We start from the raw sequence: 25,953 nt of genomic DNA, 5'->3' as shown, positions 1-25,953 counted from the left end.
GGGCGTCTCCGCGTCGTCGCCGGCGATTACGGTTCCGTTCGGCCGACATTTACGCTGGGGGACATGTCCGCATCCGCTGATCACATTGTTGGCGACCGGTCTGAGGCCGAGAGTGGGGGCGGGCGTGTCATCGAAGGAACCCGCCTCACCCGGGCGACGGCGTGGCTGGTGTTCCCCCCGTCGCTTCTGCTAGCCCCGCTGTCGGGTTTCCTGCTCTACATGGTGCACGCCACTGGCAGCGATCAGCCGTGGCACGTCTGGAACCTGCTGTGGACCGCCTTCGACATCGGTGCCGAGGGCAACGCGGCCGTGTGGTTCGCCTCGGCGGTCTGGCTCCTCGTGGGCGCCTTCGCGGCCCTCGCCGCCGTCACCACCTCCCGTTTCCGCTCGTCGTGGTGGCTCTTCTCCGCGGTCGCCGTGACCGCCTCCGTGGACGAGGCGGGCGCCCTCCACGAGCGGCTCTTCGTGGTGGGGGACCGGCTGGCCCCGTACCTGCCGTTCGACACCTACTACAACTGGGTGATCCCCGGCGCCGTGATCGCCCTGATCGTGGGCGGTCTGCTCATCAGGCTGGTCCTCGCTCTCCACCGCCGCGTCGCCGTCTCGTTGATCGCGGCGGCCGTGGTCTTCCTGTCCGGCTCGCTCGTGATCGAGAGCCTCACCGGGCTCGTCGACCGCGAGATCGGCGCGTCGTCGACTCTCTACCTCACACTGATGTACATCGAGGAGACGTTCGAGCTCCTCGGCGTTGCGGGGGCCGCGGTCGCGCTGTCGTCGATGTTCCGCGTCGCTCGCCGCCCGGGCGGCCTGTTACTCACGTTCGACGGGTTTCGATCGCGCGACGCCTGACAGCGCCGCGGGACCGCGGGCAGAGCGCCGCAGGACCGCGGCCACCATCCCGGCCTTGTCGCGCACGGGCATGGTCACCCACATGTCCCACATCGCGGCAGCGACCTGGTACGAGGGGCTCGCCCCGTCGAGGAACCACCGCTGGCGGCGGCCGTCGAGGCGCCCGAACGCCGCGAACAGCGCCCGGAGGGTCCGGTCGTCCGCACGGAGTAGCGCCCGCAGGCCAACACCGTGAAGGGTCGTGCTCAGGGGGGACCGCGGCTCGGGAAGCGGGTAGCCGGCCCCGAGCGCGAGGACGGCCGCGGGGACGGCCGCGAGCATCGCGGCCACCGAATACCCCGTCGCCGCGTGTCCGTGCCCGCCCGCGGTGCCGAACGCCTCGACCAGCGGGTTCCCGGACCCGCCCGGCCGCGGCAGGAGCGGGATGTGCACCCGCTCGACCGATAGCGGGTCGTCGATCGCCGCGCTGGGCACCCCCCGGCCCGCCAGGCGCGAGCGCAGCCGGCTCGCCAGGACGGCGGGATCCGGGGCGGGCAGCCCCGCCAGACACGTCTCCTCCAGCAGAACCCGATCCGCGGACAAGGGGATCGCGTACAGGAAGCTGGTGCCGATCTCGTCGTCGTCGTTCCCGTCACGCGCGTAATCGGTGCGCCAGTCCATGAACAGGGCCGCCTCCCCACCCAGCGCGGGGGCGGCATCGGCGGCGTCCAGCACGATGCCGTAGGCCGTCTGCAGCGGGCCCGAGTTGAGCCGGCCCCCCGCGCCGCGGCAGTCCACCACGCGGTGGGCCCGGGCGGTCAGGGCAGGCAGTGCCTCGTCGTCGATCGCCTTCCGCTCCACGGTGACCCCCGCCCCGAGCGGGAGGGCGCGCCGCAGTGCGTCGTTGTCCAGCACCGCGTACTCGCGGTGGAGCACCGCGCGCCCGGGCGCGTACAGGGCGGGGGAGGAGACCCTGTGCGCGAGCACGTCGATCCCACACACTTCCGGACGCAGCCACGGCGGCACCTGGTCGGCCCACACCGACAGGGTCTGATGCCACGGCGCGTCGGGCCGCGGGTCGAGCGCCAGGACCGTGAGACCGTCTGCGGCGCAGCGGGAGGCGAGCGCGCGGCCGGCGGGGCCGAGCCCGACGACGGCGACGTCGAACAACTCGTCACCCGTAGCATTCATACGGACCGACACTACCGTCGCGCGAGAGGAACCCATGTCAGGCGCGTTCTACCAGCAGATGGACCACGGTCGCTTCGAGTCGACCGCGCTCACCGCAGGCCCGTGGTCCGCCGAATCGCAGCACGCCGGGCCGCCGAGTGCGCTGCTGGTGAGGGCGATGGAGAGGTTCGAGGCGGACGCGACGCTGCGGCTGGCGCGGATCTCGGTGGACGTGCTGGGCCCCGTTCCCATCGCGCCGCTCGACATCGAGGTCCGCACCGTGCGCCCGGGACGCAGCGTCGAACTGCTCGAGGCCAGCGCCTCCGTGGCCGGCCGGCCCGCGCTCGTCGCCCGCGGGTGGCGCATGCGCCGCACACCCGACGACTTCCCGACGGTCGGGACCCACGACGGGCCGCCCGTGCCCGCCACACGCGAACGCGGACCGATGATGAGCTTCGCCCACGCCGACGGCTACCTGTCCGTCGTGGACTTCTCCTTCGTCTCCGGCGGCGGCGACGAGCTCGGGCCCGCGCAGGCCTGGGGGCGTGCGCGCGTCGATCTCGTCGAGGGGGAGCGCATGACCGGGTGGCAGCACACCGTGGTGGTGGCCGACTCCGCCAGCGGGGTGTCCCTGGCCAGCGACCCGCTGAGTCACCCGGCGGTCAACTGCGACCTCGTGGTCTCGCTGCACCGCGACCCCGAGCCCGGCTGGGTGCAGCTGGACAGCGAGACCGTCGGCGGGCCCGGTCAGGGAGTGCTCACCGACACGCTGATCTCGGACGATCGCGGGCGGCTCGGCCGCTGCGTGCAGAATCTCTACGGTCGACGCGCGGGCTGAGTTCGGGTGGGCGTAGGTGCCTTCCCCCGGGGCCGGGTGAGCACTCTCGCAGCGCATCCCGGGCCGGGTGAGCACTCCCGCAGCGCATCCCGGGCCGGGTGAGCACTCCCGCAGCGCATCCACCTCCAGATCCGCTGCCCCTTTGTCCCGCGCTGGGAGAATGCACGCACCAGACGGGGTTGCGCTGGGAGAATGGACCATTGCGGCCGCATAAGCCGAAGCGCCAGCGCATCCCAGCGGGGTCACGCTGCCTGTCTGACAGTCTGGCCGCACCTGTCGCACCAGCGGCCTGAGCCGGCCCCCGAGCGGGCACTAGGACATGGCGGGCCAGCGGGCCAGCGGGTTGGCGGGTTGGCTGGCCAGCCGGTCGGCCGAACTCTTCGCAGCCGCCCCTCACGATGGCGTCTGGCCTGCCCCGATGCGCGGGCGAGACGCCATCGTGAGGAGCGAGGAGGGCTGTCGTGGACATCTGCAGACGCGAGACGTCAGGCAGAGGAGCGTCTGCTCGGACGTGTGACATGGCCGCGCGGGGCGGGAATGCACGGGCGGGAGCGAGGCGCCAGGGCCAGGAGCGGCTGCACAGAGCGGTAGGACCGCGGCCAGCAGGCCGCCCACAGACCGCAGCGAACGGAGCGCGGCAGGAGAATCCGCTCGAACGCCGACCCGGCGTGGTCGCTCTGGTCGCGGAGACCCAGGTCACCGGAGTCGTCCCGCGTCTCGCGCCGCAGGTAGAGTGGCTGGTCGGCCAGAACCCACCCGAGAACAGACGAGGTACCCGCGCACGTGATCACCATCGACGACCTGGAGGTGCGCGCCGGCGTGCGCACCCTGCTCCACATGGACGGGTCCTCGCTGCGGGTCCAGCCCGGCGACCGGATCGGCCTTGTGGGCAGGAACGGCGCCGGTAAGACGACGACGATGAGGATCCTCGCCGGCGAGGGTGAGCCGTACGCCGGGAAGGTCGTCTCGACCAGCGACGTGGGGTACCTGCCGCAGGATCCCCGCGAGGGCAACATGGACCAGCTCGCCCGCAGCCGGGTCCTCTCGGCCCGCGGGTTGGACGTACTGATGCTCCAGATGGCCGAGGCCCAGGAGCAGATGGTCGAGGCGCCCGACGACGCGGCGATGGACAAGGCCGTGCGGAAGTACGGTCGGCTCGAGGACGAGTTCTCCGCCCGGGGCGGATACGAGGCCGAGAGCGAGGCCGCCCGCATCTGCAGCAGCCTGGGGCTGGAGGATCGGATCCTCACCCAGAACCTCGGGACGCTCTCAGGAGGTCAGCGCAGGCGCGTGGAGTTGGCCCGGATCCTGTTCGCCGCGTCCGACGGAGCCGGCAAGTCCCAGACGATGCTGCTGCTGGACGAGCCCACCAACCACCTCGACGCCGATTCGATCACGTGGCTGCGCTCGTTTCTCGAGAAGCACGAGGGCGGGCTGATCATCATCTCCCACGACGTCGAACTGCTCGAGGCCGTGGTCAACAGGGTGTGGTTCCTCGACGCCGTGCGCGGGGAGATCGATGCCTACAACATGGGCTGGCAGAAGTACCTCGATGCGCGCGCCACCGATGAGGCCCGGCGCCGGCGGGAACGCGCGAACGCCGAGAAGAAGGCCTCCGCCCTCAAGACGCAGGCCGCCAAGCTGGGCGCCAAGGCCACCAAGGCCGCCGCGGCCAAGCAGATGATCCGCCGCGCCGAGACCATGATGAACCAGCTCGACGAGGTTCGGGTGGCGGACAAGGTGGCGCACATCAAGTTCCCCACCCCGGCCCCGTGCGGCAAGACCCCGATGTTCGCCAAGGGCCTGACCAAGATGTACGGCTCGCTGGAGGTCTTCGCCGGGGTGGATCTGGCGATCGACAAGGGCAGCCGGGTGGTGGTGCTGGGCTACAACGGCGCCGGCAAGACCACCCTGCTCAAGCTTCTCGCGGGTGTCGAGCGCACCGACGGTGAGGGCGGCGTCGTCTCCGGCCACGGCCTGAAGGTGGGCTACTTCGCCCAGGAGCACGACACCCTCGATATGGACGCCAGCGTGTGGGACAACATCCGCCACGCCGCCCCCGACGCCGGGGAACAGGACCTGCGCGGCCTGCTGGGCGCGTTCATGTTCACCGGCCCCCAGCTCGAGCAGCCCGCCGGCACCCTGTCCGGTGGTGAGCGCACGCGTCTGGCGCTGGCCGGGCTGGTGTCCTCGGCGGCCAACGTGCTGCTGCTCGACGAGCCCACCAACAACCTCGACCCGATCTCGCGCGAGCAGGTCCTCGACGCCCTGCGCAGCTACGAGGGCGCGGTCGTCCTGGTCACCCACGACCCGGGCGCCGTGGAGGCCCTTGAGCCCGAGCGGGTCATCATCCTGCCCGACGGTACCGAGGACCTGTGGAGCCAGGAATACATGGAGATCGTCGAGCTCGCGTGAGCCGAGCGGCGCGAGGGCTCGTGTCGTCGGCGACCTGCACGGTCGGCCTGGATTTCTCGCCCACGACCGCGCGGCATCGTGGCCGTGGGGCTACGGTGGGAGTGTCGCTGGATTCGGCCGGACGCCGGGTGCACCGACGACGGTGTCACCGAGGAGGTCGACCAATGGACGCACAGCCGGTCGTAGTCGGAGTCGACGGGGGACCCGACTCATTGAAAGCCCTGGCCTGGGCCGCCGAGTACGCGAACACGGTCGGGGCGCCCCTGATCGCCCTGGCCGCCGTCGAGACCCCCGCCGTCGTCGGCCCGTACGCGATGGCCGGGTGGGTGGACCCGTCGATTCTGGAAGAGAGGGCGAGGACCATGCTCTCGGATTCGGTGCGCGACACCCTGGGTGACGACGCCCGCGTCGACCAGACCGTCCTCCGCGGCCACCCTGCGGAGGCGATCGTCGCGGCCTCGCGGGATGCCCGGCTCGTGGTGGTGGGGAGCCGGGGGTGGGGTGGTTTCCGGGGACTGCTCATGGGCTCGGTGAGCCAGCACGTCGTCGCGCACTCGCGGTCCCCGGTCGTGGTCCTGCCGCGTCAGGCCGACGACGCCTGAGCGCGGTCGGCGTCGCGCGGCGAACGACGCACGACGCACGACGCACGACGAACATGACGGGTCCCTGCCGCTCCACGGACGGATCAGGTCTCCGTGTGTCCCACCAGACCCTCGAGCAGTGTCGGGAACCGGGCTGAGACGCCCCGGCGGGGGAGGGTGCTCAACGCCTCGCCCTGACCGGGAAGCGCGGCGTGCCTACCCGTGACCAGGTGGTCGAGTGCCCTCATCAGCGCCGCGGGGTGGGTGTCCAGCGCACTGTGGCCGTTCTCGATTCGGGTGACCGCCGCGTCCGGGGCGATCGACGCCACGCGGTCGGCGATGTCCGGAGGGGTGCGGAGGTCCCTGGTGCCGCTGAGGAGGACCATCGGCCAGGTGAAGCGGGATACCTCTCGACCCAGGTCGACCGGTTCCGCGTCGAACCCAGGAAACAGAGGTGCGAGCGGCGCATACGTGAGTGCGGGGTCGAGGGGCTGGCCGTCCGCCGGGGCGCCGTACCCCAGTTCGCGAAAGCCGATCGCTCCGGCGATGTCGAACTCGTAGACGCCCGGCACGCGGGCGAGCGTGCCTTCCCTGGTCGCGTAGGCCTCGAGTAGTCGCCAGGCTGCGCCCGCCGGCACCCGCAGCCGTCCCGGTGCCCGACCGCGCACCCGGCCCCGCAGCAACGGACCGAGCAGCTCCGGCCCGCCCAACTCGTAGGCCGCGCGGACCACGTCGAGCAGGCGTCGGCCGTCCTCTCCGCGGAGGTAGAGGCGCCGCACATCCGCCGCGATCGCGGTGTCTGCATCCCAGAACACCGAGCGCACCGCCCGTCGCTCGAGGTCGATGTCCGCCGACGACTGCAGCGCCGAATCCAACAGCATGCCCGCGACGCGCTCGGGATACAGGGCGCCGAAGTAGGACACCACATAGCTGCCGTAGGAGGACCCGACCAGGTAGGCCGAGTCCACCGCCTCCCGGTCGAGAACCGCCGCGATGTCGCCGGCGACAGCGGCGATGCGCATCGCCGACACCGGCAGGTCCCGGCCGGCGGTATCGGTGCGGGACAAGCCCACACCTCTGTGCTCCACCATGATCAGGTCGTGCCCGAGGCCGGCCGCCCATCGACGCAGGCCGCGATACGGCAGTACCGACCCGAGGCCCGGGCCGCCGGGGACCACCACGGTCGGCCGCCGGGCGTGCGGGCCGGTCCGCACGTAGGTCAGGTCGAACCCGGGCCCGGTGTCGTCGGCTGGCCGCCTGACGCGGCGGATCCCCGCGGTGCCGCGGGCCAGCGCCGACACCAACCCTCGGCCCCGGGTCACCTCCGCACCGACCGGAGCACCGGCGCGGCCATGGCAGCCGCTCGCGCGATTGTCAGACCCGCTGCTCGTGGACATCCTCGAGCGCCGCGGCGTCAGCCGCGCTCATCCCGGTGATGGGTTCTCCGTTCCACACGATGTCGTCGCCCAGAGCGCCCAACAACTCCTTGCGCTGACCGTGGCTCAGCTTGGCACCGTGGATGAGCGTCGCGGGGCTCCACATCATGGCGAAGGAGTCGTGCCACCCCGAACCGACGTCCTTCACGTGGAGCAGGTCGTGCAGCGACGTGGGCAGGTGCTTGAGCGGCTCTGCGAACGCGTCGGCGAGGACAGCCAGGCTGATCTGACGTTCGACGCCCGGTTCGACGACAAACGCCTCGGGGTTCCGGCCGGTGAGCGCCTGTTCGAGCTGCTCCGCCTCGAGCAGGATGACGCCGTTGGTCGGGCGTGGGTTGCACTCGATGGAGTAGAGCTGACCGTCGTTGTCGACGAAGTCGAAGGAGAGCTGGCCCGTGAACCCCGGGTCGAGCGCGTCGACGATGCGCTGCGTGTAGTCGAGGGTGTCGGTGCTGTCCACGGCGAGGAAGGTGATCCCCGTGCTGTGCGCCCACTGTTCGGGCGCGCGGTAGGTGCAGTGCGAGGTGACCCGGCCGTCCACGATGGTGCTGTAGGTGCACACCATCGGGCCGTCGACGAACGGTTGCACCAGCCACGGCTGCTCTTCGGTGGGGTGGCAGTCGTCGACGGACATCTTCCCCGCCAGCGGCCCGGTGTTGGTCAACAGACCCACGCCGCCTCGCGAGAACGCCGCCCGGGCGAAGTAGCGCGGGTACTTCTCGATCGCGGCCACGAGCGAGGCGTGGTCGGTGGCGACGGTCGTCTCGGGGATCGGCACCCCTGACCGCTCCACCAGGCGTTGGAAGCTCGCCTTGTCGTGCAGTTGCGCGAGTTTCGCGAAGCTCCCGCCGAACAGCGTCACCCCCTCGGGCAGGTCCGCGACCCGGGCGGCGAGGTAGAAGACCTCCTCGAAGGTCGGGATGATGAGGTCGATGTCGTATTCGGAGACGATCCGGCTCACGTCCCGGATGAACTGGTCGGTGTCGTAGCGGGGGGAGGCCGTGACGGCGTGACCCGCGAGGTATTTGGAGTGACTGCCCGTCGCGCCCGGATAGGTGTCGCTCGCCACCACGGTGTGGCCACGGCTCCCGAGCTTGCGGATGATGTCCAGGGCGAAGGTGTTCCTGGAGCTGGTGACGAGTACGCGCATCATGGTCCTCTCGGGTCTGGTGACCGTCCGCTTATCCTAATCACGGCCGCAGACGGGACGGCGCCCAATCGGTACTACTGTCGAGACGACGGAATGGGAGCACATGCACGAGGTGGCGAGATGGATCGCGGCCGTCCCGACACTCGTCGGGTTCGGTCTGGCGCTGGGCCTGAGCCCCGCGCTGTATGGGGCGACCGCCGACATCCTCGCGAGGAACCGGAACGTGCGCGCGCGTCTGACATGGTTGCTCTCGGGTCTGGCGTCGGGGGCCACCGCGCTCGGGTTGCTTCTCCACGGCGTCAATCCCGCCAACCTGGTGGATCAGGTGCGCCAGCGCGGGGACGCGGTGGTGGAGAACCACGTCGTCGACCTGGTCGTGGGTGTGGTCCTGCTGGTGGCGGCGTGTGCGATGGTGGTGTGGCTGCGGGTCGTGCCCGTGCGCCCGCAGCGTCCCGAGCGCGCACCCGATCAGAACTCCCCGCCGGCAGCCCTGTTCGTGCTCGGGTTCAGTTCGGCGATCATCGGTCTGACCACCCTCCCGATCATGTATCTCACCGGCCGTCTGGTCGAGAGCGTGAGCTCGGATCCCGTACTCAGGCTGTGCGCCTATCTCGTCTTCGTGCTGGCCCTGGTCGCACCGTTCGTCCTCCTCGCGTGGGTGTGGTCCCGATTCCCCGTCGCCACACGAAAGGTCACCGATGTGTACGAACGCATGCTCGGGTGGGACACACGGTGGGTGTCATTCGGCGTGATGGTCTTCGGCGGGATCGCCCTGCTGGTGTTCGCGACTCTCGTGCACCGCTGACCCTCCGTCACCGGTTAGGTGATCCTTAGCAACTACTGTGACCAGTGCGTTTGAGACACTTGTCCACATGGACATCGTTTTCGACATCGTTCTGATCCTGCACTTCATCGGCCTGGCCGGCATCATCGGCGGGTGGCTCGCCACCATCAAGGCGCCTCACATGAACAAGGCGATCCTGCACGGGGCGATCCTCCAGGTGGTCACCGGTCTGCTGCTCGTCGGTCTGCGCGAGATGCAGGACGTGGACCTCAATCACATGAAGATCGGGATGAAGCTCGTCGTCGCGGTTGTCATCCTGGTCGTCGCGGTGGTGGGCGTCCGTAAGGAGGCCAGGGCGGCGGGCAGCACCGGCACCCTCGCGACCATCGCCGGCGTCCTCGGCGTGGTCAACGTCGCCATCGCGGTCCTGGTCTGACACGGTCCTGGTCTGACACCGGGACTCCACGCCCCGCGCCGCCCCCCGACTCCGGTCGGGGGGCGGTTCGTGTGTCGCCTGTGAGGAGAGCGCAGACCTGTCAGTCCTTTTCCAGATAGACCGTCGAAGCGCTCACGTCCGAGTAGTACAGCGACCACCCCTCGACGGGCGACCCCATGTAGAGGGGCTCATCGGTTGCCAGGGTCTCGACCGTCGCCCCGGGGAAACTCAGAGCGATGGTCTCGTTGCTCTTCCTGATGATAAGGCGGCCATCCCCATCCAGGAGATGGTTGTTCGCCTCGAGATCGTTCAGCTCATCCTTGGTGATCCTGAATAGATATGTCCCGGTCGCGGCGTCGACGACTGCCAGGTCGTTGCCGTTCCTCACCAGGACGTGGTCGGCTGAAGCGCTCACGATCTCTGAAAAGTATTCGTCCACCTTGAACGGGGTTTCCCCGTGGCCGGGACAGAGCATCTTCGTTGGCGTCAGGTCGCTGCCGCTCGGAATGGTGAGCCAGCAGTCGCCGCGTGTCAACTGGTCGCTCGACAGCGGTGCACCCGGGAGTTCCCGCACGTTCTCCAGGTCGATGGTGGCACTCTCCCAGCCGTCCCCGCTGACGGGAAGGAAGTGACCGTAGAAGTAAGCCGGACTGCACCACTCACCAAAGCTCCCGGCCCGCTCGAACGTGGAGCTGTCGAACACCGTGATCTCGCCGCACTCTGAGTACGGTCCCTCTTCCACGGCGAACTTGGTGGGCGACGCCGCGAGGATTCCTTTGAACCCGGCCTCCTCGTTGCGGTCATTCTCAAACGTCGCGGTGAACAGAGGCTCATCCGAACCCGGTTCCAGAGCGTAGAGATGCGTGAAGTTCCGAACCGGGTCGAGCCCGGTCGACTCGATTTTGGTGCGCATCGTCGTGAGCATGGCGGGTCCCGACGCGCTCATGATGCCGATGCACTCGCCGCCCCACTCCTTCAGCACCTCGCCCTCGGGAACCTCGGGATACTCCACGGGCACGAACTCTCCGGATTCGTAGTCGAACACCTCAGTATCGTTGATCGAGTGGCAGTTCCTGATCACGACACCCGCCGGACCGGGCTCGTCATGGCGGCTGATCTCCACCCGGGTTCCGCTGGCGACCACTGTCGCCGTGGGCGTAGCGGTTTCGGACGTGCGGGAGGTCTCGGGCGCACTGGAGATGCTCGGTGACCGTTCGGGTGGTGGCGCCGCCTGTTCCTCGTTCACCCCACACCCCACAACGAGACCGATCGAGGCCAGGAGAACAAGAGGTAGGCCGGCGCGCAAGGAGTGGTCCCTTCTCGAAGAAGACGTAGACGAGGATCTTCTCACAACGCCGGATCGACGCCTGTCCCATCAACGGATGACTTCACCCCTCCATCACGGCGGCGAGGTACGCGCGCACCAGCCGGGCACCCACCTCGGCCGGAAGGCGTTCGATCGCCGCGAGGAGCGGCGCCATGCCGTCGTCGTCGCCACCTGTCTCGCCGAGGACCCCGGACACCATCGCGTGCACGTCGTCCTCGGGGAGGGCCAGCAGATCACCGGGGGAGAGAGCGCCGGCCTCCAGCGCGGCCAGCACGTCGGCGAACGCCGCCGGAGGCGACGGATCCGGCAGCCCGCGTACCGCGTCGGCGGACGCCCGGGCCACGGTGAGGATCTCGTCCGTCAGGCGTTCGGTCACCGGGGTGATGGTGAGGTGGGACGACGACGGCAACTCACCCCGCTCCTGACGGTAGGCAGGTTGCGCCTGCACCGCGATGCCCCTCCGACCGCACTCGTCCGCCCACAGGTGGGGGTGGACCCGCCGGGCATCTTCGACGGAGCCGTCGGCCACCACGGCGATCAGCGGGCCCGGATCGGAGTCGATCACCCGCAGTCCCTCGATGCCGGACAAGCCCTCCACGAGGCGTGCGGTTGCCCTGGCGGTGCGCGCGGCGAGTTCGGCCTGGCCGTCGTCGCCCAATGCCTCGAGCACGGCCCACGCGGCGGCCGCGGGCTCGAGAGGCTTGGACCCGGACAGAGTGGGGTTGACCACCGGGTAGCCCGGCCAGTCGACGGTGGAGAACCAGGATGCGCGGTGCCTGGCGCGGCCCCGGCTGAGCAGGACCGAGGTGCCCTTGGGGGCGAACCCGTACTTGTGCAGATCGGCCGAGATGCTGGTGACGCGCTTGATCCGTAGATCCCAGGTCGATCCCACCCCACCTGGCCAGAAGGGGAGGACCAGCCCGCCCAGGCAGGCGTCCACGTGCAGCCCGATCCGCGGGTCGTGGTACGCGTTGAGCCCGGCCGCGACCTGCTCCACCGGGTCGATCACACCGGTGGGGTAGGAGGAGGCCGAGCACACCACCAGGCAGGTGTCCCGATCCACGGCACCCAGGAGGTCCGCGGCGGACACGCGGCCCGAAGCGGGGTCCACCTCGACGCCGACGAAGCGCATCCCCAGAACGTGGGCGGCCTTGCGGAACGCCGCGTGGACGGTCACCGGGGCGACGATCGTCCCGCCGCTGCCCGGCACTCTCCCGGCGACCTCCCGGGCCGCCAGACACGCCAGGATGCAGCTCTCGGTGCCGCCCGACGTCACGACACCGTGGACCTCGTCGTCGTCGCCCGGACCGTCCCCGGGGTCCCCGCCCAGGATCGTGCGGACCCTTGCGACGATCCCGCCGTGGATCCATGCGACCGACCCGAACACGGTCGGGTCCAGGCCGTTGACCCCGTGTGCCAGACCGGCCGCGCGCACGGCCACCCGGTCCACGCCCACGATTCCCGAGTCGTAGACGTAGGAGAGCACCCTGCCGCCGGTCGTGGGCGGATCCGACGCCCGCAGCGCGGCCAGCGTCTCGAGGGCCGCCTCGCCTCTCCGGGCGATGAGGGCGTCCAGGGGATCGGTGTCCGGTGGTTCGACTGTCATGCGGGCTCCGTCCGTCGTGCGGGCTCGGTGATGCGGGCTCGAGCTGTCATGCGGGTTGGATCCGTCATGCGGGCTGAGTCCAATTCGGGTGTTCCCGGCCCAGTGCGCGGATGACGAGCAAACTGGCCGCGGTCAGCAGGGCCGGCACGAGGGAGAAACCCAGGACGATCGCCCACAGGGCCGGTTCGGGCTGATCGGCGACGCCGCCCGAGCGGAAGCCGGTCACCGCGAGCAGCGCCAAAACCACGACGGGCCCGAGCGCCATGGATCCCGTCTCGGACGCCGTCCACAGCCCGCTCATCGCCCCGCTGCGACGACGGCCGCCCAGCTCGCGGTCCATGTCCGTGGTGTCGGGGAGCATCGACATCGGTAGGGCCTGCATCCCGGCGTAGGCGACCCCCGCGAGCGCCACGGGGACGTGCACCCACATCCCGGGCCACACACCCGCGGGGATGAGCATGAGAGCCGACACGGTGAACAGGATCGTCGCGGTCGCCAGAGCGGGGACCTTGCCCCGGGCGTGCGCCAGGCGGGCCCACAGTGGCATCACCAGCAGGGCGGGGGCGATCAGCGCGAGGAACAGTCCGGTCAGCGCGGCCTCGTTGCCCAGGATGTAGGTGGCGACGTACTGACCACCCGCGAGCATCACGGCCGTGGCCACCGCCTGCAGGCAGAACAAGCCCACCAGCAACCGGTACGGCCGGGTCACCCGCAGCGCGTCGAGGCCGTCGCGGTACTGGCGGCCCAGGTCGCCGACCTGCGCGTCCGCCCGCAGGACCGTGCGCCGACCGGATCCGAGCGTCGCCCACAGCATGCCGCCGAGCATCAGGGCGGACACGGCGACGGCCATCACCACGTACCCCGTCGCCCCACCGCCCGCCGCCTCACGCAGGGCCGGACCACCGCCCCCCACGACGAGGATCGTCGCGGCCAGCACCGCGACGCGCCACGCGAGGATCGTCACCCGCACCCCCGAGTCGCCGGTGAGCTCCGCCGGCAGGGCGAGGTAGGGGACCTGGAAACACGAGAAGGCCAGCGAGGCCAGGAGGAAGAATCCCATCACCCAGACGCCGGCCAGGGCGGTGCCCCACTGGGTGGGCGCCGAGAAGGTCGCCACGAAGAGCAGGGGCAGCGCGAGCGCACCGAACAGCATCAGCCCCGTGCGGTAACCGGTGCGGTGCGAGGCGCGGTCGGAGATCGCCCCGATCAGAGGGTATGCCAAGACATCGATCACCTTGGGCACCAGCACGAGTACCGTCGCCACCGCGGCGGCCACCCCGATCGAGTCGGTCAGATAGTAGGCGAGCACCAACCCGGGCAGGGTGCTGAACGCCCCCGTGCCCACGCTGCCGGCGGCGTACGAGGCGAGCATCCGACCCGAGGGCCCCCCGGTGGACGAGCCGTCAGCGCGCGCGGCGTCACCGTGCGCTCGAGTGGTGGACATGAACGGACTCTAATTCCAGTCGACCGCGTTCATTGCCGAAAAGCGCCGCGAAGTGGGCGAACCGTCGGTCCGGTACGTTCCGCCGCAGGTTCACGAGGGAAAACGCTGACCGGAGTGACGGCTCACCCGGACCGGGGCCGGACTGGGGCCGGACTGCGGCCGGGCCGGGCCGGGCCGGGCCCGCCTCAGCCGCGCCAGTCGAAGGTGTCGGGGTCCGGCCCCGACCGCGTGCCGTTGTGCAGGGCCGATATCGAGGCCATCTGCTCGTCGTTCAGCTCGAAGTCGAAGAGGTCGAGGTTCTCGCGCATCCGACCCGGGCTCGAGGACTTCGGAAAGACGATGTCCCCGCGCTGGAGCACCCACCGCAGGACCACCTGCGAGATGGAACGGCCGACCTGGTCCGCCAGGGCCGTGAGCTGGGGGTCGTCGAAGACAGCGCCCTGCGCGAGCGGGCTCCACGCCTCCACCGCGATCCCGCGGTCGGTGCACGCCGCGCGCACCTCGTCGTTCACGAAATACGGGTTCGACTCGATCTGGTTGACCGTGGGAGTGCTGAGTCCCGCCTCCGACAGCCGCGCCAGGTTGGCGGGGGTGAAGTTGGAGACGCCGATCGAGTCCACCGCGAAGTCCGAGCGGATGCCCTCCATGGCCTCCCACACGCGGGCGACGTCGTCGTGCATGGCCAGCGGCCAGTGCACAAGGAACAGGTCGATCCGGCCACCGAGTGCCTCGAGAGAGCGCTCAGCGGAGTCGCGGGCCGCGGCGCGCTCGTGGAAGGAGTTGTTGAGCTTGGTGGTGAGCCACAGTTCGTCGCGCGGGATACCCGATGCCGCGATCGCACGACCCACCCCGTCCTCGTTGCCGTACATCTGGGCGGTGTCGAGGTGCCGGTATCCGGCCTCGAGCGCGTCCGAGACGACCTTCTCGGTATCAGCCGGGGGGACCTGATAGGTCCCGAAGCCGAGCTGGGGGATCGCACGGCCGTCGTTGAGGTCGATCAGGGGGATCTGGGGAGTGGAGGCGGTCATGCGCCCCACCGTACGCGCGCTCGCGGGGGAGAAAATCATGAGTTCGCCCGACAGCGATCCGGTAGCAGGACTCTTACGGTCAACCCACACGGTCTCTCCCACCGTCATTCTCTCCCGAATGGAGCCGACACCTCATGACGACCACTCTCCGCACCCATCTCGCCCGGGCCACCGCCGTCGCGGCCGCCTCGGCCACAGTTCTCGCCCTGACCGGCGGGCCAGCGCACTCGCAGACCGGAGAATCCGGCGGGTCCCTCGACTCGAGCCTCGCCCTGCTCGACACCAGCACGCAGCTGCAGGGCGGCGAGGGCAACCTCGGGAACATCGCGGGGTTGCTGGGGAGCCTCTCAGGGGTCGCCGAGGGGGATCTCAACGCCATGCAGATGGTCGACGCGATGTCGAGCGCGCTCGATTCGGGGGCGTTCGCCGTCCTCGCCGGGCTCCCCGGTGGCCTGAACGACTTCGCTCAGACCTGCATGCGAGCGATCGCGGGGCAGGCCACCATCGAGGACGTCTGGCGCCAGTTCAACGCGATCGGGGCACCGCTGCAGTACTGCAACGATCTCAGTGAGTCCGGCGGCTTCGGAGGCGTCTACCGGCGGGTCGAACTGGGGCGGCCGGGCCCGACGGTCTTCCGTCTCCGGTACGAGACCTACAGCATCCCCGACACGATCACGGTGCTCTACGAGGGGCGGCGGATCTTCATCGACCCGGAGGCGAGCACCCGCGGGAACCGGTGGGTCGACATCGACGTGCCGCCCGGGGCGTCCACCGCGGTCCAGGTCGAGGTGATCGCGCCGATCCAGGGCACCGACTGGAACTTCACCGTCCACTGCCCGTAGAACTGCGCGCCCGGAGGCGCGATGGACCTTCCGGTTCCGGGATCACTCGCGACCGGTGCGCAGCGAGGCCTCCACCAGATCGAGCATCGCACTGACGTGCTCGGTACCCCGCCCGGTGGCGAGATGGGTGATGAGCCCGTCGAGGACGATGTCGAGGTAGACGCGCAGTACGTCATCCGGCACGTCGGTCCGCATCCTGCCGGAGTCCTTCTGTTCCCGCAGGCGGGTGAGGATGGCGTCGTCGAGCTCCACCTGCCGGTCGGTCCACCGTTCGCGGAAGGCCGGGTCGGTGCGGATCCGTCGCGCGATCTCCAGCCGGGTTCCGAGCCAGGAGAACTCGTGGGGATCCGCGAGGATCTCCCGCATTACCTGGACCAGCCCCTGCTCCGCCACCGTGGCCGCCATCGCCGCGGCGTCGTCATGGGCGAGCGCGAGGAACAGCGCGTCCTTGTCGTCGAAGTGGTGGAAGATCGCACCGCGGCTCAGACCTGTGACCTCCTCGAGGCGACGAACGGTGGCGCCCTCGAACCCGAACTCGGCAAAGCACTCGCGCGCCCCCGACAGGATCTCCCGACGCCGGGCGTCCATGTGGTCCTGACTGACCCTGGGCATCTCACAACCTTCCTACGGATACACCACGGCGGTACGCGGTTCCCCCTGTCTCACCAGGAGTTACCGCGCACCGCCGTCGGGGTGGAGGTGATCAGCCCTTGATCATGTTGCGCAGGACGTACTGCAGGATTCCGCCGTTGCGGTAGTACTCCGCCTCGCCGGGGGTGTCGATGCGCACCTTCGCGTCGAACTCGACCGTTACGCCATCCTCCTTGGTGGCGACGACCTTCACCGTCTTGGGCGTGGTGCCGTTGTTCAGCTCCTCGATCCCGGTGATGTCGAACGTCTCCGTGCCGTCCAGTCCGAGGGTCTCGTGCGACTCGCCCTCGGGGAACTGCAGCGGCATGACGCCCATGCCGATGAGGTTCGAGCGGTGGATGCGCTCAAACGACTCGGTGATGACCGCCTTGACGCCGAGGAGGCTGGTGCCCTTGGCCGCCCAGTCGCGCGAGGACCCGGTGCCGTACTCCTTGCCGCCGAGCACGACGAGCGGGGTGCCCTGAGCGGCGTAGTTCTGCGCGGCGTCGTAGATGAACGCCTGCGGGGCGCCCTCCTGCGTGAAGTCGCGGGTGTAGCCGCCCGTCACGCCGTCCAGCAGCTGGTTCTGCAGACGGATGTTGGCGAAGGTGCCGCGGATCATGACCTCGTGGTTGCCGCGACGGGACCCGAAGGAGTTGTAGTCCTGACGGGCCACGCCATTGGCGTCGAGGTACTGCGCGGCCGGGGTACCCGGCTTGATCGTCGACGCCGGCGAGATGTGGTCGGTCGTGACCGAGTCACCGAGCTTGGCCAGCACGCGGGCGCCCTTGACGTCCTCGACCGGGGTGAGCTCCATCTGCATCCCCTCGAAGTACGGGGGCTTACGGACGTAGGTGGACTTCTCGTCCCACTCGAAGGTCTTGCCGTCCGGGGTGCTGAGCCCGCGCCAGCGGTCGTCGCCGGCGAAGACATCGGCGTACTTGGACGTGTACTCCTTGGACGAGATGGAGGCCTTGATGGTCTCCTCGATCTCCTCGCTGGAGGGCCAGATGTCCTTGAGGTAGACGTCGTTGCCGTCCGAGTCCTTGCCCAGGGAGTCGGTCTCGAAGTCGAAGTCCATGGTCCCGGCGATGGAGTAAGCGATGACCAGCGGCGGGGACGCCAGGTAGTTCATCTTGACGTCCTGGTTGATCCGGCCCTCGAAGTTGCGGTTACCGGACAGCACCGCGGTGGCGGTGAGATCGTGCTCCTGGATGGCCTCGGAGATCTCCTCCGGCAGCGGGCCGGAGTTACCGATACACGTCGTGCAGCCGTAGCCGACCAGGTAGAAGCCGAGGGCCTCGAGGTCCGGCCAGAGTCCCGCGCGCTCGTAGTACTCGGTGACGACCTGGGAGCCCGGCGCCATGGAGGTCTTGACCCACGGCTTGGCCTTGAGGCCCTTCTCGTGCGCCTTGCGCGCGAGGAGTCCGGCGCCGATCATCACCGACGGGTTGGACGTGTTGGTGCAGGAGGTGATCGAGGCGATGGAGACGATGCCGTGGTCCAGGACCATCTCGGTGCCGTCGACAGACACCTCGACGGGCTTGGAGGGACGGCCCTCGGCACCGGCGGAGGCGTCGGCACGGACCGAGCCCTCCTCCGCGTGGGACAGGGTGGCCGTACCGACGTTGTCGGAGGGGGCACCGCCCTCGGACTGCATCCGACCCTTCTCGGTGTCACCGAGGGGATCGACACCGGCATCCACGTAGTTGTGGATGTCCTTGCGGAACGCGCTCTTGGCGTCGGCCAGCTCGATGCGGTCCTGCGGACGCTTGGGCCCGGCGATCGACGGCACGACATCGCCCAGGTCGAGCTCGAGGTACTCGGAGAAGACGGGCTCCTCCGCCTCGGGGTCGAGCCACATGCCCTGCTCCTTGGCGTACGCCTCGACCAGCGCGAGCTGCTCGTCGTCGCGACCCGTCAGACGCAAGTAGTCGATCGTCTCGCCGTCGATGGGGAACATGGCGCAGGTGGAGCCGAACTCCGGGCTCATGTTGCCGATCGTGGCGCGGTTGGCCAGCGGCACGGCCGCGACACCGGCACCGTAGAACTCCACGAACTTGCCGACGACGCCGTGCTTGCGGAGCATCTCGGTGATCGTCAGGACGACGTCCGTGGCGGTGACGCCCGGCTTGATCGAGCCGGTGAGCTTGAAGCCCACCACGCGGGGGATGAGCATGGAGATGGGCTGGCCGAGCATCGCGGCCTCGGCCTCGATACCGCCGACGCCCCAACCAAGGACTCCCAGTCCGTTCTCCATGGTGGTGTGCGAGTCGGTTCCCACGCAGGTGTCGGGGTAGGCCTGGCCGTTGCGGACCATCACCGACCGCGCGAGGTACTCGATGTTGACCTGGTGGACGATGCCGGTACCCGGGGGGACGACCTTGAAGTCGTCGAACGCGCCCTGGCCCCAGCGGAGGAACTGGTACCGCTCCTCGTTGCGCTGGTATTCGATCTCGACGTTCTTGTCGAATGAATCCCGGCCACCGAAGGACTCGATGATGACCGAGTGGTCGATGACCATCTCGGCCGGCGCGAGGGGGTTGACCTTGTCGGGGTCGCCACCGAGGGTCTTGACGGCCTCACGCATGGTGGCGAGGTCGACGATGCAGGGGACACCGGTGAAGTCCTGCATGATCACGCGGGCGGGCGTGAACTGGATCTCGGTATCGGGCTCGGCGGAGGGGTCCCAGCCCGCCAGCGCCTCGATATGCGCCTTGGTGACGTTCTTACCGTCTTCGGTGCGCAGCAGGTTCTCGGTGAGGACCTTGAGGGAGTAGGGGAGCTTGGCGGCTCCGTCGACCGCCGACAGGCGGTAGATCTCGTAGGCTTGGCCGCCGACCTCTAGGGTTCCCTTGGCGCCAAAGCTGTCAATGCTTGCTGTCACGTCAGCTCCACTCGTGGTGTGAATGTCGATTCGTCATCCCTCCCGGTGTCACCGCGTGTCTCGGGCGGCGACGCCGGGGGCGGACACAGGACCCATTGTGGACCCTCGCGCCCGGTTGCGGTCACCAATTTACCAGTACGGTCGTTCTGTATAGGTCCCGGCACGCCCGAAGGTGGGGGGCGCGGAGTGGGTGTCGCGCCGTACGGCGCGCGTATTCGGTTCGACGACGACGAGATGGCACCATATCGCCCGTGGACAACTCCGACGATTCCGTGACCACGCTCGCCTACGAGGCCGAGCCGGTGATGTCATTGCAGGAGGGGGAGGTCCCGCAGTGGCTGGACTACGAGGCGGTGTCACGGGACCTCGCCGACGACGGCGTCTCCGCTCCGGAGCCGTTCGTCGAGGGCCTGCGGACCGTGGTCATCGAAGCGGGGGACCGTGGGCTCGACCTCAAGGTGGTCTACACCGAGGCCCCTGCGCTCGTCTACACGGACGCCCGTGACCTCGCGACCCTGCTGAACGAGGAGTACGAGGGGACGATCCTGGTCCGGACCCCGGCCTTCGTCGGCAGTTCCAGCGACACGATTCCGCGGCACCTTCTCGAGGCAGGTCAGGACGACGCCTGGGAAGAGTTCGACCCCGTTGCCTCCGCCGCGGTGTTCGCGCACAAGGTCACCGCTCCCGCTCCGCCCTGGGGAGCGCTCTCCGCCATCGTGCTCGTCCTCGCGATCGTGGTCGCGGTCGCGTTCGCGGTCGCGCTCCGGCGTCGCCTCCGCTGACGGTCGCGGCCCCGCATCACCGCCCGACACGCCGAGTTTCCTCGGGCTATTCGAGTTACAGCAGTGTATTTTGCCGCCTGATGTTCCAGACGGGGCTTCTGTGACCTACGGTGCTAGAGGAACCATCGGTTCTGCCGAGTTGGTATGAGGCTCTAGTGGCGCAGGGGAAGGCATCACCGGCACCTCACCCTTCTCGGTGACGCGTCCCGCCGTGCGGGTCGCGCGGTCGACCGCATCCTCGTGCGGTTATCGGAAGGTGAAACGTGAAGCCTGACCATTCATCAAGCCGCGCTCCGGGAGCGCGGAGACGTCGGGGTCCGGGGCCGGCGCGCGGACGCGCCCTACTCGCTGCGGCTCTCGTCCTGGGCACCGCGTCGGCTGTGGTCCAGGCGCCCGTCGTGGCGGCGCAGGTGGAACCCGCGGCCTCGCCCGAGGACATCAGCAGCCTGATCCGCGCGGTCGCGGACGCGTCCGCGCGGCTCGACGCCACCCGCCAGGACATCGCGGTCAAGCGCGAGGGGGTCAACAAGACCCTCGTCGACCTGCAGATGGCCCGGCTCCACCTCGACCGGTCGATAGCGGAGGCCGACCGCACGATCGCCGAGCGGGAACAGGCGGAATCCGGCGTGGAGTCCGCCAGGAGCACCCTGGACGAGTACTCCCGGTTGCTGCACCGCCAGGGAACGGCTCCGGGCGCGGCCTCCGCGATCCTGGACCCGGGCGGCCCCGCCGATGCCGGGCGACGTCAGGAGTTCCTCCGACGTGCGGCCGCGGACCAGCAGCACGTCGTGGGGGACATGGTCGCCGCGGTGGACGCCGCGGCCCGCCGGGAGTCCGACGCCGCACTCGCGAGGACGGAAGCCGAACAGCGCTACGCCGACGCCTCGTCACGACGTGACGCCGCGGAGTCCGAGGTGGCGGCCGTCTACGCCGAGGTCACCGACCTGGAGGCGGAGGTCGCCGACCTGACCCGGGCGCTCGAGCAGAACCAGAGCGCGCTCGCGGAGTCCGGAGCCACTCCCGCCGGACCCCAGACCGCCGACCCGTACACGGTCGACCAGGACGCGATGCGCGACGAGGCGGTCCGCGCCCTCGCCTCGGACCCCCGAGCGGGCCGCCAGGCGGCGGACATCGCCTCTGCGCTCCCCGGCCATCTCGACCTCGGCGCGGTACGCCAGTTCGCCGCGGGTTCCTCCGACGGGGCGACCAGGGCGATCGGCGGGACGATCGACGCCGGCAGCGTCGGAGCCGCGATCGACGCGGGTGTCAACGGGAACACCGAGGCGATCATCCAACAGGTGGCCGACGCGATCGGACGGGCCGACTTCGGGTCCATCCAGCAGGGCCCGGCAGCACCTGCCCCAGCGCCCGGGCAGGGGGGCGGCAACTCGGGCACGCCGTCGAGTTCGGCCCGGGTGGAGACGGTCGTCAACCGGGCCCTGTCCCAACTCGGCGTCCCCTACGCCTGGGGAGGCGGTGACGCGAAGGGGCCCACTCGTGGCATCCGGGACGGAGGCGTCGCGGACAGTCACGGTGACTACAACAAGATCGGCTTCGACTGCTCCGGCCTGATGATCTACGCGTTCGCCGGGATCGGGAAAGCCCTCCCGCATTTCACCGGTTACCAGTACACGGCGGGCCCCCAGTACCCGGTGGCCACCCGCCAGCGCGGTGACATGCTCTTCTGGCCCGGTCACGTCGCCCTGTACCTGGGCGACGGCCGGATGGTCGAGGCTCCCCAGTCCGGCGATGTCGTCAAGATCTCACCGGTGCGGATGGCGGGGATCTCACCCATGGTCGTCCGGTTGACCTGACGAGTCGGCCGGACCCGGCGCGGCCGGACACCGGTACTGTCAAGCCCGGGCCGTCCCGACGGCCCGGCCCCAGTGTCACCGAACCCGGTACCCCCGACCCCGATCCCGACCTCGCGAAGGAGCCCCCCGCGGTGAGCGATCCCCGAACCGACCACCCGGCCGACCCGGGTTCCGACCCCGCGGTGATCGCGTCCTCCGCGTCCTCCGCATCCTCCGCGGCCTCGGACGCCAGGCTCCTGGAGCAGGCGGTGTACGAGGTCAAGAAGGTCGTGGTGGGCCAGGACCGACTCATCGAGATGATCCTGGTGGGGCTGCTCTCCCGCGGCCACATCCTCCTCGAGGGCGTGCCGGGGGTCGCCAAGACGCTCACCGTGGAGACCTTCGCCACCGTGGTGGGGGGCAGCTTCCGCCGCCTCCAGTTCACCCCGGACCTGGTCCCGGCGGACATCGTGGGAACGCGGATCTACCGCCAGGGCCGCGAGGAGTTCGAGGTCGAACTCGGTCCGATCCTGGCCAACTTCGTGCTGGCAGACGAGATCAACCGCGCCCCGGCCAAGGTCCAGTCGGCCCTGCTCGAGGTGATGGCGGAGGGTCACGTCTCGATCGGCGGGCAGACCTTCCCGATGCCGGCGCCGTTCCTGGTGATGGCCACCCAGAACCCCATCGAGAGCGAGGGGGTCTACCAACTGCCGGAGGCCCAGCGGGACCGGTTCCTCTTCAAGCTCGTGGTGGACTACCCCAGGCCCGAGGAGGAGCGGGAGATCGTCTACCGGATGGGGACCCGGCCGCCGGAGCCCTCGCGCGTCCTCGGCGTGGACGCGTTGCTCCGGCTCCAGGGCGCCGTGCGTGAGGTCTTCGTCCACCACGCGCTGGTCGACTACGTGGTCCGCGTGACCGTCGCGACCCGCGAACCCGGGAGGCACGGCCTCGAGGACGTCGCCAGATGGCTCGCGTACGGCGCGTCCCCCCGCGCCACCCTGGGGACCGTCACCGCGGCCCGGGCACTGGCCCTGGTCCGGGGTCGCGACTACGTGGTGCCCCAGGACGTCGTCGACGTGCTGCCCGCCGTGCTCCGCCACCGGCTGGTGCTCACCTATGACGCGCTGGCGGACGAGATCACCGCGGACACCGTGGTGCGCCGCGTCCTCGAAGCCGTCCCTCTCCCACAGATCAGCGCGGTTCCCGCACAGCCCGGGCCGCCGTCCGCACGGTGACCCGGGCAGACGAGGGGACCCGCGACGACCCGGTCGCGGCGGCGTCCCGCGCCGCCCTGACGCAGCTGGAACTACTCGTGACCCGCCGCCTGGACGGCGTGCTCAACGGCGACCACCGGGGACTGCTCCCCGGGCCCGGTACCGAGCCCGGGGAGGCACGTGCCTACGAACCCGGTGACGACGTCCGCACCATGGACTGGTCCGTGACGGCCCGGACCACCGTGCCGCACATCCGTCAGACCATCGCCGACCGGGAACTGGAGACCTGGATCGTCGTGGACATGACGCCCAGTCTCGATGTGGAAGGGCGGTACGGCACCAAGCGTCGGCTCGTCGAGGCCGCGGCGGCCACGGTGGGGTTCCTGTCCGCAGTGGGCGGCAGTCGTGTGGGAATGGTCCTCACCGGCTCCGGTCGGCCCCGGGTACTCCGGGCCACGAGCGGGCGCGACCATGTCAGGCGCCTTCTCGAGGAGATCTCCCGGTCCGGGACCGAGATCTCGCCGGGCGGCACCCTCGACGATGCACTGCGCGCCGTCCGGAACGCGGCCCGCCGGCACGGGCTCGTGGTGGTGGTCTCCGACTTCCTCTCCGAGGTCGACTGGGAGCGGTCCCTCCGTGTCCTGGGGACCCGGCACGAGTTCCTCGCGGTCCACACCGCCGACCCGCTCGACATCGCTCTACCCGCGGTGGGGGCCGCACTCCTGCAGGACCCGGCCACCGGAGAGGTGCTCGAGCTCGACGTGGACGACGCGCTGGCCGCCGACTACCGGCGCGCCGCGGACGCCCATCGCCAGGAGGTCCACTCTGCGCTTCGCCGCTGCGGCGCACCGGTCCTGGCCCTGCGCACCGACAGGGACTGGATCAGGGACGTGATCGACTACGTCGGCGCACGGCGCCAGGGTGGTCTGCCCACGGGTGAGAGCCTCGTCCGAGACCTGCCCGACGAGTACCCGTCGACGAGCGGGACGCCCCGATGAGCCTGTCGGAGTTCCAGCACCCGCTGTGGCTCGCCCTGATCGTGGTGCCGCTGACCCTGGCGATCGGCTACGTGATCGCCCTGCGCTCCAAGAAGCGACGCACCGTGCGCTTCGGCAATTTCGGGGTCCTGCGAACGGTCGACCGCGGCGGACGGAGATGGTTCACGCACGTCCCCGCCGTCCTGCTCATCCTGTCGATACTCGCGCTGGTGGTGGCCCTGGCGGGCCCGCAGCAGGAACAGAAGGTGCCACGGAACCGCGCGACGGTGATGCTCGTCATCGACGTGTCCCTGTCCATGGAGTCCACCGACGTCGCACCCTCCCGCCTGGAGGCCGCACAGCAGGCCGCCACGACCTTCGCCAACAACCTCACACCGGGGGTCAACCTCGGACTGGTCTCGTACGCCGGCACCGCCTCCATGCTCGTCGCCCCGACCACCGATCGCGGGCCGGTCACCCGGGCGATAGAGCGGCTCAGGCTGGACGAGCGGACGGCCACGGGCGAGGGGATCTACACCGCCCTCCAGGCGATCACCACCTTCACGGAGAGCCTCGGTGGACCGGACCAGGCCCCGCCCGCGCGAATCGTCCTGCTCTCCGACGGCAAGGAGACCGTTCCCGCGGACCCCACGGAGGAGCGGGGTGGATTCACCGCCGCCGCCCGGGCCGAGGAGGCCGGCATCCCGGTCTCGACCATCTCCTTCGGCACCCTGTACGGGACCGTCGACATCCAGGGCCGTCCACAACCGGTCCCCGTCGACGACGCCTCGCTGCGCACGATCGCCGAGATCTCCGGGGGTGACTTCTTCACCGCCTCCAGCCTCGAGGAGCTCGACTCCGTCTACCGCACCCTCGAGGAACAGATCGGGTACGAGTGGAAGAAGGCGGACGCCTCGCGTCCGTGGCTCGTGATCGGCTCCCTGATGGCGATGCTGGCCGCGGCCGGCTCACTGGTGGCGCACCGCCGGATCCCATGAGCGGTCGGTGCACCGCCATCGGGCCACCCGCCCCCGTTCGATAGGTTGGTGCTCATGGTTCCCGACAGCACGACCACCCCCACGCCCCGGACGGTCCTGGTGACCGGGGGCAACCGCGGCATCGGACGCGCCGTTGCCGAACGACTCGCCGCCGACGGCCACCGCGTGGCGGTGACCCATCGGGGGTCGGGCGCACCGGAGGGGGTGTTCGCGGTGAGGTGCGACGTCACCGATCCCGACTCCGTCGAGGCGGCGTTCACCGCGGTCGAAGCCGAGTTGGGCCCCGTCGAGGTGGTGGTGTCCAACGCCGGGATCACCGATGACACCCTACTGATGCGGATGAAGGACGAGCAGTTCACCCGGGTGGTCGAGGCCAACCTGTCCGGCGCGTTCAGGGTGGCCAAGCGCGCGTCCCGCGGGATGCTGCGCGCCAGGTTCGGCCGGCTCATCTTCATCGGATCCGTGGTCGCCCAGTCGGGGACGGCGGGTCAGGTCAACTACGCGTCGTCCAAGGCCGGACTCATCGGGATGGCCCGGTCTCTGACCCGTGAACTCGGGTCGCGCAACATCACGGCCAACGTCGTGGCCCCCGGCTTCATCGACACCGACATGACCGCCGGCCTCGACGACAAGACGCAGGCCCTCGCGGTGGCGGCCATCCCGCTCGGCCGGAAGGGGAGCGCCGACGACGTGGCGGGGGCAGTCAGCTTCCTCGCCGGAGACGACGCCGGATACATCTCGGGTGCCGTCATACCCGTCGACGGTGGAATGGGAATGGGGCACTGAT

22 protein-coding genes are annotated in these 25,953 nt (G+C 69.9%); 13 read left to right on the top strand and 9 right to left on the bottom strand.

What is annotated here, in order from left to right:
- The first annotated feature begins 63 nt into the window (after positions 1-63).
- Positions 64-849: a hypothetical protein gene (locus tag H483_RS28945; RefSeq protein ID WP_238556289.1), complete on the top strand. Its 786-nt coding sequence runs from the start codon at positions 64-66 to the stop codon at positions 847-849.
- On the opposite strand, the gene H483_RS28940 is transcribed toward H483_RS28945, so the two are convergent.
- Positions 811-2,019 (bottom strand): lycopene cyclase family protein, encoded by a 1,209-nt coding sequence (locus tag H483_RS28940; RefSeq protein WP_017836798.1) that lies wholly within the window; start codon positions 2,017-2,019, stop codon positions 811-813. The genes H483_RS28945 and H483_RS28940 overlap by 39 nt on opposite strands.
- A 34-nt stretch (positions 2,020-2,053) precedes the next feature.
- Here H483_RS28940 and H483_RS28935 point away from each other — a divergent pair, with 34 nt between their 5' ends.
- The 3 genes from H483_RS28935 (at position 2,054) to H483_RS28925 (ending at position 5,853) form a co-directional block, all read left to right on the top strand.
- Positions 2,054-2,836 (top strand): thioesterase family protein, encoded by a 783-nt coding sequence (locus H483_RS28935; RefSeq protein WP_017836797.1) that lies wholly within the window; start codon positions 2,054-2,056, stop codon positions 2,834-2,836.
- A gap of 783 nt (positions 2,837-3,619) precedes the next feature.
- On the top strand, positions 3,620-5,251 hold the full coding sequence (locus H483_RS28930) for an ABC-F family ATP-binding cassette domain-containing protein (protein ID WP_017836796.1): 1,632 nt from the start codon (positions 3,620-3,622) through the stop codon (positions 5,249-5,251).
- Between the two features lie 164 nt (positions 5,252-5,415).
- Positions 5,416-5,853 (top strand): universal stress protein, encoded by a 438-nt coding sequence (locus tag H483_RS28925; protein ID WP_017836795.1) that lies wholly within the window; start codon positions 5,416-5,418, stop codon positions 5,851-5,853.
- An 83-nt stretch (positions 5,854-5,936) separates the two neighbouring features.
- On the opposite strand, the gene H483_RS28920 is transcribed toward H483_RS28925, so the two are convergent.
- Positions 5,937-7,154, bottom strand: a complete 1,218-nt coding sequence (locus H483_RS28920) for an alpha/beta fold hydrolase (RefSeq protein ID WP_031264862.1) — start codon at positions 7,152-7,154, stop codon at positions 5,937-5,939.
- Positions 7,155-7,206: 52 nt separating this feature from the next.
- Positions 7,207-8,421 carry a hypothetical protein gene (locus H483_RS28915; RefSeq protein ID WP_017836793.1) on the bottom strand — a complete coding sequence of 405 codons (1,215 nt, stop codon included), beginning with the start codon at positions 8,419-8,421 and terminating at the stop codon, positions 7,207-7,209.
- Between the two features lie 100 nt (positions 8,422-8,521).
- Here H483_RS28915 and H483_RS28910 point away from each other — a divergent pair, with 100 nt between their 5' ends.
- Both H483_RS28910 and H483_RS28905 read left to right on the top strand, forming a co-directional pair.
- Complete coding sequence (locus tag H483_RS28910; protein WP_017836792.1) at positions 8,522-9,223, top strand: GAP family protein; 702 nt, start codon at positions 8,522-8,524, stop codon at positions 9,221-9,223.
- Between the two features lie 67 nt (positions 9,224-9,290).
- Positions 9,291-9,638: a hypothetical protein gene (locus H483_RS28905; protein WP_017836791.1), complete on the top strand. Its 348-nt coding sequence runs from the start codon at positions 9,291-9,293 to the stop codon at positions 9,636-9,638.
- A 100-nt stretch (positions 9,639-9,738) separates the two neighbouring features.
- Here the strand turns inward: H483_RS28905 and H483_RS28900 are convergent, their stop codons facing one another.
- The 4 genes from H483_RS28900 to H483_RS28885 all read right to left on the bottom strand — a co-directional run bounded on the left by H483_RS28900 (position 9,739) and on the right by H483_RS28885 (position 15,043).
- Entirely contained in the window at positions 9,739-10,884 is a 1,146-nt protein-coding gene (locus tag H483_RS28900; RefSeq protein ID WP_152427949.1) for a hypothetical protein, read from the bottom strand.
- A 142-nt stretch (positions 10,885-11,026) separates the two neighbouring features.
- A complete protein-coding gene (locus H483_RS28895) occupies positions 11,027-12,571 on the bottom strand; it encodes an aminotransferase class V-fold PLP-dependent enzyme (protein WP_017836789.1) in 1,545 nt (514 codons plus the stop codon).
- 64 nt (positions 12,572-12,635) lie between these two features.
- Positions 12,636-14,015: an MFS transporter gene (locus H483_RS28890; protein ID WP_017836788.1), complete on the bottom strand. Its 1,380-nt coding sequence runs from the start codon at positions 14,013-14,015 to the stop codon at positions 12,636-12,638.
- Between the two features lie 185 nt (positions 14,016-14,200).
- Positions 14,201-15,043: an aldo/keto reductase gene (locus H483_RS28885; RefSeq protein ID WP_017836787.1), complete on the bottom strand. Its 843-nt coding sequence runs from the start codon at positions 15,041-15,043 to the stop codon at positions 14,201-14,203.
- 134 nt (positions 15,044-15,177) lie between these two features.
- On the opposite strand from H483_RS28885, the gene H483_RS28880 reads away from it, so the two are divergent.
- A complete protein-coding gene (locus tag H483_RS28880; protein WP_017836786.1) occupies positions 15,178-15,885 on the top strand; it encodes a hypothetical protein in 708 nt (235 codons plus the stop codon).
- A 42-nt stretch (positions 15,886-15,927) separates the two neighbouring features.
- On the opposite strand, the gene H483_RS28875 is transcribed toward H483_RS28880, so the two are convergent.
- Positions 15,928-16,497 (bottom strand): TetR/AcrR family transcriptional regulator, encoded by a 570-nt coding sequence (locus H483_RS28875; RefSeq protein WP_017836785.1) that lies wholly within the window; start codon positions 16,495-16,497, stop codon positions 15,928-15,930.
- Between the two features lie 91 nt (positions 16,498-16,588).
- Positions 16,589-19,402 carry an aconitate hydratase gene (locus H483_RS28870; RefSeq protein ID WP_017836784.1) on the bottom strand — a complete coding sequence of 938 codons (2,814 nt, stop codon included), beginning with the start codon at positions 19,400-19,402 and terminating at the stop codon, positions 16,589-16,591.
- A 251-nt stretch (positions 19,403-19,653) separates the two neighbouring features.
- On the opposite strand from H483_RS28870, the gene H483_RS28865 reads away from it, so the two are divergent.
- From H483_RS28865 to fabG1, 6 genes are all read left to right on the top strand, one after another.
- Positions 19,654-20,184, top strand: a complete 531-nt coding sequence (locus H483_RS28865) for a DUF6676 family protein (protein WP_017836783.1) — start codon at positions 19,654-19,656, stop codon at positions 20,182-20,184.
- A 380-nt stretch (positions 20,185-20,564) separates the two neighbouring features.
- Complete coding sequence (locus H483_RS40100; protein WP_017836782.1) at positions 20,565-21,998, top strand: NlpC/P60 family protein; 1,434 nt, start codon at positions 20,565-20,567, stop codon at positions 21,996-21,998.
- Between the two features lie 131 nt (positions 21,999-22,129).
- Positions 22,130-23,212 carry a MoxR family ATPase gene (locus tag H483_RS28855; RefSeq protein ID WP_017836781.1) on the top strand — a complete coding sequence of 361 codons (1,083 nt, stop codon included), beginning with the start codon at positions 22,130-22,132 and terminating at the stop codon, positions 23,210-23,212.
- Complete coding sequence (locus H483_RS28850; RefSeq protein ID WP_017836780.1) at positions 23,209-24,189, top strand: DUF58 domain-containing protein; 981 nt, start codon at positions 23,209-23,211, stop codon at positions 24,187-24,189. The genes H483_RS28855 and H483_RS28850 overlap by 4 nt, the downstream gene beginning before the upstream one ends.
- Entirely contained in the window at positions 24,186-25,166 is a 981-nt protein-coding gene (locus H483_RS28845; RefSeq protein ID WP_017836779.1) for a VWA domain-containing protein, read from the top strand. The genes H483_RS28850 and H483_RS28845 overlap by 4 nt, the downstream gene beginning before the upstream one ends.
- Positions 25,167-25,220: 54 nt before the next feature.
- Complete coding sequence (gene fabG1 / locus H483_RS28840) at positions 25,221-25,952, top strand: 3-oxoacyl-ACP reductase FabG1 (RefSeq protein WP_031264859.1); 732 nt, start codon at positions 25,221-25,223, stop codon at positions 25,950-25,952.
- Position 25,953 lies beyond the last annotated feature (1 nt).

This window comes from Dietzia sp. UCD-THP, assembly GCF_000349585.1.
In the GTDB taxonomy this organism is placed as follows: Bacteria; Actinomycetota; Actinomycetes; order Mycobacteriales; family Mycobacteriaceae; genus Dietzia; species Dietzia natronolimnaea_A.
This window is presented reverse-complemented; position numbering and strand designations above follow the sequence as displayed.